This is a genomic window from Propionispora sp. 2/2-37 (assembly GCF_001298735.1).
Taxonomy (GTDB): domain Bacteria; phylum Bacillota; class Negativicutes; order Propionisporales; family Propionisporaceae; genus Propionispora.
Window position 1 is genome coordinate 173,437 of sequence record NZ_CYSP01000011.1, and the last position, 10,733, is coordinate 184,169.

The 10,733-nt window shown below is 44.0% G+C and carries 10 protein-coding genes; 3 read left to right on the top strand and 7 right to left on the bottom strand.

Annotated features, from left to right (window positions below):
- Window positions 1-6: 6 nt before the first annotated feature.
- Window positions 7-435 carry a helix-turn-helix domain-containing protein gene (locus P22_RS13310; protein WP_054260733.1) on the bottom strand — a complete coding sequence of 143 codons (429 nt, stop codon included), beginning with the start codon at window positions 433-435 and terminating at the stop codon, window positions 7-9.
- Between the two features lie 406 nt (window positions 436-841).
- Here P22_RS13310 and P22_RS20930 point away from each other — a divergent pair, with 406 nt between their 5' ends.
- The gene (locus P22_RS20930) at window positions 842-979 is read left to right on the top strand and encodes a hypothetical protein (protein WP_172675842.1); all 138 of its coding nucleotides are present in this window, start codon (window positions 842-844) and stop codon (window positions 977-979) included.
- A gap of 314 nt (window positions 980-1,293) precedes the next feature.
- Here the strand turns inward: P22_RS20930 and P22_RS13315 are convergent, their stop codons facing one another.
- Window positions 1,294-1,947: a GntR family transcriptional regulator gene (locus P22_RS13315; RefSeq protein ID WP_054260734.1), complete on the bottom strand. Its 654-nt coding sequence runs from the start codon at window positions 1,945-1,947 to the stop codon at window positions 1,294-1,296.
- Between the two features lie 189 nt (window positions 1,948-2,136).
- On the opposite strand from P22_RS13315, the gene P22_RS13320 reads away from it, so the two are divergent.
- Window positions 2,137-3,042, top strand: coding sequence for an AEC family transporter (locus P22_RS13320; RefSeq protein WP_054260735.1), 906 nt, complete (start codon window positions 2,137-2,139; stop codon window positions 3,040-3,042).
- A gap of 189 nt (window positions 3,043-3,231) precedes the next feature.
- On the opposite strand, the gene P22_RS13325 is transcribed toward P22_RS13320, so the two are convergent.
- From P22_RS13325 to P22_RS21210, 4 genes are all read right to left on the bottom strand, one after another.
- Entirely contained in the window at window positions 3,232-3,894 is a 663-nt protein-coding gene (locus tag P22_RS13325; RefSeq protein WP_082378488.1) for a class I SAM-dependent methyltransferase, read from the bottom strand.
- 393 nt (window positions 3,895-4,287) lie between these two features.
- Window positions 4,288-4,482 carry a DUF4926 domain-containing protein gene (locus tag P22_RS13330; protein WP_054260736.1) on the bottom strand — a complete coding sequence of 65 codons (195 nt, stop codon included), beginning with the start codon at window positions 4,480-4,482 and terminating at the stop codon, window positions 4,288-4,290.
- 13 nt (window positions 4,483-4,495) lie between these two features.
- Window positions 4,496-5,731, bottom strand: coding sequence for a DUF6883 domain-containing protein (locus P22_RS21205; protein ID WP_069972824.1), 1,236 nt, complete (start codon window positions 5,729-5,731; stop codon window positions 4,496-4,498).
- 287 nt (window positions 5,732-6,018) lie between these two features.
- Entirely contained in the window at window positions 6,019-7,599 is a 1,581-nt protein-coding gene (locus P22_RS21210) for a hemagglutinin repeat-containing protein (RefSeq protein ID WP_054260737.1), read from the bottom strand.
- On the opposite strand from P22_RS21210, the gene P22_RS20565 reads away from it, so the two are divergent.
- Window positions 7,598-7,756, top strand: a complete 159-nt coding sequence (locus P22_RS20565; protein ID WP_156318953.1) for a hemagglutinin repeat-containing protein — start codon at window positions 7,598-7,600, stop codon at window positions 7,754-7,756. The two genes, P22_RS21210 and P22_RS20565, sit on opposite strands and share 2 nt — an antisense overlap.
- Here the strand turns inward: P22_RS20565 and P22_RS13345 are convergent.
- A partial coding sequence (locus P22_RS13345; protein ID WP_216598078.1) for an autotransporter outer membrane beta-barrel domain-containing protein occupies window positions 7,716-10,733 on the bottom strand: 3,018 nt, incomplete at its 5' end. The two genes, P22_RS20565 and P22_RS13345, sit on opposite strands and share 41 nt — an antisense overlap.

Genomic DNA, 10,733 nt, shown 5'->3' on the forward strand with positions numbered 1-10,733 from the left:
CTTTTTCTAAAAAAATCTTTTCCAAAATGGTTTTGCATCTTCCTGTTTTTTCTCATGCAGTTCCCGCAGGCGTTGATCAACCAAACGATAGTGCCCGTCCAGCATGAGGGATTGTCTCTCCAGAACTTGGCTTTGTCTGTCTAATTTCCCTTCAAGCTGAGAAATATATTCTTTGATCTCCTGAGTCTGGGCAGCGGCAACCATAGAAAAGGCTTGTTGCAGTTCCTGGATGCTGATTAGTTTAGAAGCGGGAAGGTTTTCTTTTACAGATTCCCCACTGAGAAATTGACTGGACGGTATAAGCCAGCGTTCACCGGATTCGGTGTTCTCTTTTCTTGCCTGTATTTCTCCTCTTTCAATTCGCCGCTTGATAGTCTGGATCGACAAATTAAGAAGCTTGGACGCTTCCTTTAACGTGTATTCCTGATTTTCCATTAGGGGATTCCTCCTTGTCATGTGGGAATAATAACGGTTGTCCTACATTATTTGTTTTTTAGATTCTCCGTTATCACCGATTTACCTCCTAAATATTGGTAATTTATTTATATAAACCAAAATAAATTCCTGGGCATTTATTACGCCAGAGTTAGTGGTATTTCTTCTACTTGTTTACATAACAAAGCAGACCGACATTTTCACTGTCGGTCTGCTTTGTTATGTATTTATTTGCTACTCTTTTTTGCTTCTCTTGGCTTTTTATCAGCCTAAAGCCAGTGTGATGTTCTTCTATCTCCGGGACAAGGTTCCTGTCCCTATGTTAGTCGCCACGCTAACAAAGTAGCGGCTATTGTCACATCACACCTCCCATTAATCATATTATGAAAAGTAGGAGGTGGATTTTATGAATGATGAAGAAAGTCGTGATCTTGTTGGTCATTTTAAAAAACGTTTAGAAAGGCTGGAAGTGCAAATAGCGGAAATAAACAGAAACGTATGTGAGATCCTCAGGATAGTCTCTAAACGGGAAGAAGAGGAATGAATTCTGCAGTAGCCGTCTATTGGGGGACGGCTATCTTTATTTTTGGCATAAAAGAACCTCCCATTGACTGTCAAGCCCATTAGGGATAGCAGGGACGTTCAAAAATGTTTCATTCCTTTTTCTCCTGACATTCTAATACCCCCAGTTATAGATTGATTATTCTACAACTGGGGTATTTGGACAATGCCCGTTTTTATTGGTTTTGTTCAGCCACTTAATTCTAAAATATCCACATCAGGAACTTGCGCTTCCTGAAGTCCAGTTTCACTCAACGTGCTTTTAGGTATATCAGCGATTTTACTATCATGCCTTTATTACAATTTAAAATATTCGTCCAAGGGGCGTTTCCAATTTTTTGTAGAATATTGAACTACTAATACTTTGTCTTTCGTTTCAAAAGCATGAATCAGTTGCTTATGTTCCTCAACAGAAATTAAAGAAAGATTTATTTGTTGATTACAAATTAAGCGTCTAACATGGGCAAGCATCATGGAAAGCATCCCATCGATATATTTATTATTTGTTACTTTCAGGATGATATTATGAAACTCTAAATCATGTTGATTTGCAGCAAAAAAACTATTGTTGCGAATGTCATATTCAATCTGGTTGTTCATGCTCTTTAATTCAGAAATTATTTGGTCATTGATTTTGTCAATTGCCAATTCACAAGCTACACCACTTAAAGCTGCTATTGGAGGTAAAATCAATCTGAGTTCATCTTCGTCGATATGGGTCACAGTCGTTTTTCGTCCCGGCATTATTTCGACAAAATTTTGAGCTTCAAGTAGCTGAAGGGCTTCTCTAACGGGTGTTCTACTTATTCTCAGAGCTTTTGATAATTCCATATCATTGATTTTTTCTCCAGGTGCCAACGTTCCATCAATAATCCACTCCCGAATTTGCCTAAACGCGGTTTCTTTTGAAGAAAGTTGTTCTGGTGCAATAAAATTTTGGGGTATTGGCATTCTAATTACCTCAAATCCTCATTTTAATTCCATTATTTAAAAGAAATCATTGTAGATTATCATCAGGCACTATTATACACCAACAGTTGTTATTTTCCAATATGAGATATGCAATATATTGCATATTGGAATGAATAAAAGTATAATATTTTGTTGAAACAATATTTTTTACCTGAAAGGAGAAAAATTTTGAATACAACCGTTATAAATCAAGTTCTTATACTTACCCTTATGATGATAATCGGGGTCATTTTAAGAAAAAAGAAAATAATTACCGATGAGGTAAATAAGGGACTTTCCGATATTTTGATGTATGTTACATTGCCTTGTATGATTATTTATTCTTTTAACTTTGAGTTTTCTATGGATATGCTTAAAAATGCTGTTTTAATTCTTTTTTATTCTTTTTTGATACATATTATTCTTATACTTCTAAGCAAGCTGTTATATTGTAAACTTGAAAGCAGCAAAAAAAGTATATTTAGCTTTTCCACCGTTTTTTCAAATTGTGGTTTTGTAGGATTTCCGTTGGCTCAAGGCTTATTGGGGAGTATAGGAGTATTCTATACATCTATTTTTACAATTCCTTTTAATATTTTTATGTTTACATACGGAGTGACACTTTTTACAGATAAAAAGGATTTTAAAAGTATAAGGAAAAATCTTGCAAACTTACCTCTTATGTGTACTTTATTAGGAATAATAATATTTCTTACTTCCACTAAACTTCCACTGCCATTACTTAAAACTCTGGAGAGTATAGGAAACATGACGACTTCAATTTCAATGTTTATAATAGGAGCTATGCTTGCAGATATTAATTTAGAAGATGTATTCAAAGGTTTTGATGTGTATTACTTAAGTCTGATTAAATTAATAATTGCTCCCATTTTTAGCTTTGCAATTCTTGATCTTATAGATGCTGATAAAACTCTTACTTATTTATGTGTAATTTTAGTAGCAATGCCTACTGCGAGCTTAATAGGCGTTTTTGCAGAAAAGTATAATGGTGATAAAAGTACTGCTTCTCGGTGCGCTTTTTTGACTACTGTGTTATCTATTATTACAATACCTGGTATTCTTTCCATAATATAGCTGAGTCTATATTATTATGCAATCCTTAGCATCTCATCTCTTAGCTCCTCAAGACACACCCACTTGATACTAACAGGCAAACCCGATGCTCTACACAAAAAGGATACCGGAAAACCAGTGCGGACATGTAGGATGTTCATAATCTACTTTAACACAACTTCGCTGTATAGAATAAATAAAAGATCGTGACTATTTGGTACACTTAAAATAAACCAATGATTTTTGATTGTCTATCTCAACTTGCGAATACATTGTAGATAATCTTAACCTTAATTCCTGAAGCGATTGGAAAGGTGGCGTAAACCAGCCTTTTTTTGCTAACAAAAAATTGACGATAAAATCTGTGCGTTTACATTGCCCTTTAATATAAAAACATCCGCAAAAGATACCGTCTTTTTTTAGAACACGCGCAGTTTCAAAAAATGCTTTTTCTTTATCAGGGAACGCGTGGAATCCATTCACGGAAAGGACAATATCAAATGTTTCATCGCTGAATTTCAGGTTTCCAACATCCCCCTGCATACAAGTAGCATTTCTAATTTTACTATCGGAAAACCTTTTTTGGGCTTGAAGCAACATATCCTCTGAATAATCTACACACGTTATTTCAGCCTTTGTCAACGCTCTATATTTATCTAATGTGAATACTCCCGTTCCAACTGGCACATCAAGCAATTTTCCAGCAAAATCGCTTGGAATCATGTCTAAGACCTTATCAGCTATTTCTATATCGTTTATACCGCTCCAAAAAAACCATATATACAATTTAGACCACCATTTTGTTTGGGTCAACGTATCATCATAAATATTTTTTGAGATCGCATATGCTTTTTTAATATTGCTATTACCCATGTTTTCACCCCTAATCACCTTATTTATATAACTAACCTTCTTGTCTGGCAATAATGATTACAGTCATGGGGAAAATATGGAAAAACGGACATAGGGGCAGGTTCTTCGCCCCACTTATACCCTATCCATTACACTTTTAGATATGCCAGCCAGACAATATATTCCATTTTCACTTTTCTCTCTAAGACTGTGTCAATAACCTCGTCCCCCTCGACACTTCACTCAGACGACACCAGAGAGGAAAAGAGAGGTCAGAGGATTTTTGATATGCTCCCCTTGAGGTAGACAGTTTAAATAAAAAAACTGACTACTACAAGGGGAGCATATCATTTTACGTCCGCTGACCTCGTTTATTGATGATTTTGAGACAAAAGTACGCGTCACCTTGTCTGTTTACTTATCATCAACAAGTTCTAGCTCTTTACCTGGGATTGCAAATAATGCTATGGTAATACCATTATTATCTGAAAACTCAACTTCAAAATTCTCCCCGTCATAATCTTCAAGAATAACCCCAATATCCCCTATTTTTATGCCTTCATCAATATATTTATCAGTTAATAGTCTTACTTTTTGAAATGGTTTCATATCTTTCCATCTCCTACTTTGTAAATCCAGCAAATGGTGTGTTTAATGTTAAAGAACCATCTGGCTTTATCATCCAACCTGATTTTAAATAACTAGTTTTGCCAGCAGCATCTCCAATGCCAGGAAGCTCAATTTCTATATTGATCCGCTGACCAAAGGAGTCTGCCTTTCCAAGTGTATATTCACCCTTTGCAAATTTAGCCGCAGCCTGTTCATTATAAATTTTTATTAGAGATTCAGAATCCTTGACCCCATATCCTAAATTTTTAAATACCACATCCTTTCCTGGTGCCGCACCGTCCTTAAATATGTACTCAGTAAATTTTCTAATATCAGAGCTTACATTCGAAACAGCATTACCCGACCCCTCAGCAATAGCAGAACCACTCGGTATCCGTTCTCCTGTCACTACAACTTCTGGAAGTTGGGGCTCTTTTGCGCCAACACCTAATTTTTGAAAGGCACTTGTTCCCTTTGCAGTTGCGTAGGCGGTTAAGACCTGTCCCAACAGTTGACCTTGTGCCTTAGCCTGCGCTTCATCCCCATTATTACCTTGGATACTTACAGCCCAATTTTTAAGGCTGTTATATGCTGCTTGCCCAATAGTTGCCGGTAATGTGGGGTCTTGCAACAGTGCCTGGACAAGCTCTTTTTGTCCTACGGGTGTCATTAGATAGATTAGGTCAATAGTCCCTTTTATGTTGTCTGATATAGTATCTATCAGCGCGGTAGTACGAATGGTCCCCTGTTTCAGTTGCGCCAGGTTGTATTGTTCTACTGCCCCAGATGCTTGTGAGGTATAAACGGTAATAAAGTCTTCTATACTGGCAAGAGGTATGCCATTTTGTTGCAGTACGCTACGGATTACGGAAGCTTCCCCTTCTACTGTCGGCTTCCCGTCCGGGAAAACGGCAGTCAAAGCTGCACTTATTTGTGCATTGAGTTCAGCGAGTTGTTGGTCGGTAGGTTCTTCCCCGTTTTTAGCCCGTAATGCGTCTTTTAAAGCATCTTGCGTATTGGTCAAAAAATATGCAAGAAGGTTATTTTTTGTTCCACTGACAGCTACAGAACCACCGGTTTGTACATCTCCACCAATGAATTCTGCTACCGTAGCTCCGATAAGGGCACTTGCCCATTGATGCATGGCCGGATTGCCTTTGAACATTTCAGTCAGGTGCTTTTGCACCGCTTCATTTATTCCTGCGGCAACAGCTCCTGATAAGGCATCTGCTCCGCTCAGATCTGCCATTACTGCTCCAACAAAGGCGTGTAAGGCTATTTTCTGTGGGCTTCCTTCATCCCAATCGTTGGCTTCACTGATTTTATGTACTAGATTAAACGCTACTTCGCCAAATACCTGCGCCAGTTCTTGTTGTTCTTCTACTGTTTTCTTGTCAAAGATCTTGCCTAAAGCATTGAGTGCATTGGCTGTATCCCGGTTGAGATTGGAAAGGTCCTGATTCGGATTGTTCCGGATTTCAATGGTTCCCGGTGAAATGGCAGAATGGGTGGTGCTATCCGCAGCTCCGGCTGTGGTTACGCCGATGACGGGTTCAAGCCTTGTTCGCTCTGTTTGGCATCCGGTTTGGTATTGAGGGTATAGCCTTTGCTGCTGGAGGAGTATTCGGCCTTGTTTTGTATATCACCAAAGGTCAACGTATCGGTAGAGAGTTTGTTCTTGTCCGGTGTAGCCTCACTGCTGATGACCGCGCCCTGCAGGTCGGTATTGCCTCCTACCGTGATGTCGAAACCTTTGTCCCCGGCGTAGATCCCGGCTTGTTCGGTCACACTGGCATAGTCGGAGTTGGTTTTGCCTTTGCTAACAGATCCGGTTATACCGCCATTTGCTCCGGTACTGAAGCCGATTCCGCTGCTACTGGTTTTCTCTGTATAGGTGTCGGTATCCTGCAGGCTGACGATATTCAGATCGCCTTTACTATCCACTGTCACTTGATCGCCTTTTACCTGTGAGCCGATGATGTTGGTATCGTTGCCGGACAGGAGCTCCACTTGATCACTGGCGGTAACCACGGTACCGGTATGGGTTGTCACCGTGCCATTTCCCTTGCTGCTGCCTTTGCTGACACTGCCAAAGATTCCGGCATTCAGGCTGACACCTGCTGACCAGGAGGAGCTTTCCGATTTGCTGGTGGTCTGCTGCAAATTCTGAGCGGCGGTAAGGTTAATATCACCGGCAGCATCCAGCTTGACGTCTTTGGCGTCAATTTTTGTTCCCTGCAGGGTCACATCGTCTGTTGTGGCGGTAATGTTCACGGCTTGACCGGCAGTGATGTTGGACGGATTGACGGTTTCTATATGAACGGTTTGCTCGGTAGTGCTTTTACTGCTGCCGATGCTGATATTGACGGAAACACCCTTTTTCAGGTTCTCTTTATTGACGCCGCTTTCCAGTTGATCGCTTATCTTTTTAATATCTTGTGAGGCTTTGTAATCATAAAGGACTTTCAAGCGTTCATCGCTTACTTCATTAGCCCGTTGGATATGATTTAACGCATCGGTACCCGTATCGACAACACCACCGCCTAACGAAACGGTGACGCCGCTTTGTTTGAACTCATATTTGGTCTTGCTGTCGTAGGTGTCTACCGTGTTATCTATGGTAACGTCTTTACCGGTAATATTGATATCCTTGCCGGCAATCAGGGTGGCTCCGGCACTCTGGACTTGATTGTCGGCGATCATATTCACATTGCCGTCAAGGGAGCCAACCGTACTGCCCACCTGGCCGATGATTTTTTCATCAACTGTCAGCTTCTCACTTTTACTGCCAATGGTAAAGCCTAGGCCACCACCGGAAAAGAGGCCGGATTTCTTAGTGTATTTATAGTGCTCGGAGGCTCCGGTTTCCGCCGCGCTTTCCAGGGTAAGGTCATGCTTGGCGGTTAGGTCAACGTCATTCGTGCCGACCACGCTGCTGGCCTTCAGCGTGATATCGTTTCCGGAGTCCATGTCAACCGCATTCCCGGAGATGGTGCTGCCGACTACTTCGTTGACGAGGGAGTGGTCACGTTTGACGGTTGTCTTCTTGGAAAAGAAACCGGATTTGGTTTTCTTGGATTCGGTTAGGGTTTCATGTTTTTCGGTGACGAGGAACATGCACTATGACGAAACCACCATCGGCACCAATCTTGCCGCAAGCCAAGATATTTCCCTAAAAGCCGCCGGAGATATCACCCTAGCCGGCAGCTCCGCCGTCAGTGAACAAGGCACCGTCAGTGTAGACGCCGGAAAAGATATCGCCATCCGGGAGTAACGATGACGTTGCTGACACTAGTTCCGTCAATGACGACCTGCTGCCCACCGCCGAAGAGGGCGGTGCTACTGCTGCCAGGTATTATTTCAATGTCTACCACTTCATCATAAAGAAAATCAATATCAACAGATACGGCCCAAAGGTAGGGATCACCTTCATTTCCAACCTCAAAACTGGCCAGTGCATAATGTTTTATGGTCTTACTATTACCGCTAAACGCTTGATTAGTAATATTACCCTTACTAAACAGATTTTTTCCTGCCAACAGCCAACTGTTATCATTGAGAGTATTCGTTGCTTGAAGGGTTAGATTGCGACCAGCTACGATTTTCCCCTCCGGAGAATCTTTAAGTATTTGCGTTTTAGTACGGCTTTGTCCTCTGTACAATATTAACTTATTATTATCTTCATGCCCCCATGATTCGATCTGCAGGTCATATCTAAGGAAGCCATCCAGCGCATTCATTTCATCCAACCCCGTAACAATTATGCCATACCGCCCCCCTTCCTCCAAAGGATACATGCCATCTGTAATGATAGTCTGCGCTGTCTCGAACTCCTGTTTCTTATTCACCACCTCGTCAGCGTAAATCACGATATCCCCGTCCGCCTCAATATTGGCCGACTGATTGGTAAGCGTTTTAGCTCTGGTAGTATACTCGCCGTTTTCCTGTTCCTTACTACCGGCAATATCAATATTGCCCATACTGTAAATAAGCGCTCCATCCTGATTGTCCAGTCCAGTCTTGGCATACAGGTTGACACTGTCGGTAGCCGCTATAGCTGCCGTCTCCCCGGCATTGACAATGTTGTCTGCCAATACGTTGATATCCCTGCCGAACAGGCTGCCGCCGTTATGTACATCGTCAACCGCCGTTACGTTCACGTTATCGTTGGCGGCCAAGGTTCCCCCGGCCTGATTATCGACTTGCTGCGCGCTGAGGTCCAGGTTTTCTTCGGCTTCCATGGTGCCGCTGTTAGTGACGGTTCCCGTTGCCGTTACGTTAAGATCCTTAGCTGCCAGTTTACCTTGGGCATTGTGAACGTCTACTGCCTGAATGTCCAGCTTGCGTCCGGCCTGCACGGCTCCTTTCTCATTGATAAAGTCCGCCGCTTGCTGCACCAGGGTCAGGTCCTGTCCTGACGTCAGTTCTCCACTCGTGTTGGTCATACCGCCTGCTGCCTCAATCAGTAGGTTATCAGCACTGACTATCTGCCCGCCGGTATTGTCGAGCGTCTTAGCCCGGATGTTGGCCGCTCCGTTACTGCCAATGAGGCCCTGCCGGTTATTGAGTGCGTCTGCTACGGTCAGGTGAAGGCCGCTCTGATCCAGACTGATCAGTTTGCCGTTCTCGTTTTGAATGGTTCCGGCCGACAGCGTTAGGCCTTGGCCTGCCTCGACCGTGCCGTTTTGATTCGCTAGTGCGTTTGTGATTTCCAGGCTGACGTCACCGCTGCCGACCATCACGCCGGACCGGTTATCCAAATTGTCCGTCTTAGCCGTCAAAGCACCCTGGGCCGATAGCGTCCCCTGCCCATTATCGATTTGACGGCCCTTTAGGGCAAGGGCACCGTTGCTGATCATTTGGCCCCCGTTATTTAGCAGGTCGCCACTGGCCGTTACGCTGAGTTTGCCGCTGCCGGCATGCTGGATTTGACCCTGGCTGTTATCGAGCTCGCTGGCGTTAATCGCTAAATTGCCACTATTGGCGGCAATCTCTCCCCCGGTGTTATCGAGTTTGCCGGTATTCAGGACAAAGTCGCTCTGTCCGTATTGAGCCAGAAGGCCGCTGCGGTTGGTTATATCCTTGGCAGTAAGCTGTAGTTGGTTTGCCCTGGTCTCAGCCGCATCATTGACAAGGGTATTGGCCGCCACTATCGTCAGACTGTCATTTGCGGTCAGCTTTCCCCCGCTGTTGTCCATATCGCCGACAGTTGCCGTGATAACTGCGGTATGGCCGGAGTAGGTTTCAGCCCCACGGATATCCACAGTGGTTCCCTGCAGGGAAAGACTGCCACCGGCCAAGGTTTTCCCGGTCGCTGTTAGGCTGCCATTGGCCAGGAGCGTTAAATTGCCGGAACTTCCCAATGCTCCCCCGTCAGCCAACCCGGCCGCCAGCGTTCCGGTCGAAACAATGGTTCCTCCTGTTATATCAATGTCGGTATTGCTAGTAATGACCCCGCTGGTCGTCAATTGGTCTTGGGCCGCGATCATTGCCCGGCCTTTGCTATAAATGGTGCCTTGATTACGTACTTCTTGCTGCACCAGGTCGAGCTGGCTGCCGCTGGTAATAGCGGCTCCATCTTCATTGTTTAAACTGCCGCTATGGATTTGCAGACCTTTCAAGGCGGTTAACCTGCCGGAATTGGTTACCGTTCCGCCCGCACCGACCGTCAGGTTTCCGCCGGCCTGCGCTGCGGTATGTACAGTGACATCGGCTGCTGCCTGAATCGCCACGTCTTTACCGGCTTGCAGTTTGTCCGCCGCAAAACTTCCGGCACCAATGGTGATATTCTCATTAGCGGAGAATTCGCCGCCGCTTATATCCGTCGTCCCAGCAAAAATCAACAGATCACGGCCGGCCTGCAGCGCTCCTTCTGTATTGGTTATCCCTCCGCCGAGTTGTTCTACGCTTAGATCATTGCCGGCTAATACGGCCCCGCCGTCATTATGCAATTGTTCAGCGATTGTTAGGGTTACATCCTGTTTGGCACTGATTTCTCCCCCGTTGCTGTTATCCAGGTCTCCCGCGGCTATTGTTACCTTGCCGTTGCCACCAATGATTCCGGCCTGGTTTTCCAGTTTTTCTGCCGCCTCAATGCGCAGTTCGCTATCAGCCAGGCTGATGACAGTGCCCTGTCCGTTGGTTATTGAGCCGGCGTTTAAGGCCAGTGCCTGCTCTGCTTCGATGAGTCCGGTTTGGTTGTCAATCTCCTGCGCCGCAATTCGCATGGCTTTCCGGCTAACGATCTCTCC

What these genes read in the sequence shown, in the direction of transcription:
- P22_RS13310 (WP_054260733.1), bottom strand. Translation starts at nt 435, where the DNA reads ATGGAAAATCAGGAATACACGTTAAAGGAAGCGTCCAAGCTTCTTAAT.
- P22_RS20930 (WP_172675842.1), top strand. Translation starts at nt 842, where the DNA reads ATGAATGATGAAGAAAGTCGTGATCTTGTTGGTCATTTTAAAAAACGT.
- P22_RS13315 (WP_054260734.1), bottom strand. Translation starts at nt 1,947, where the DNA reads ATGCCAATACCCCAAAATTTTATTGCACCAGAACAACTTTCTTCAAAA.
- P22_RS13325 (WP_082378488.1), bottom strand. Translation starts at nt 3,894, where the DNA reads ATGGGTAATAGCAATATTAAAAAAGCATATGCGATCTCAAAAAATATT.
- P22_RS13330 (WP_054260736.1), bottom strand. Translation starts at nt 4,482, where the DNA reads ATGAAACCATTTCAAAAAGTAAGACTATTAACTGATAAATATATTGAT.
- P22_RS21205 (WP_069972824.1), bottom strand. Translation starts at nt 5,731, where the DNA reads ATGGCAGATCTGAGCGGAGCAGATGCCTTATCAGGAGCTGTTGCCGCA.
- P22_RS20565 (WP_156318953.1), top strand. Translation starts at nt 7,598, where the DNA reads ATGCACTATGACGAAACCACCATCGGCACCAATCTTGCCGCAAGCCAA.
- P22_RS21210 (WP_054260737.1), bottom strand. Translation starts at nt 7,599, where the DNA reads ATGTTCCTCGTCACCGAAAAACATGAAACCCTAACCGAATCCAAGAAA.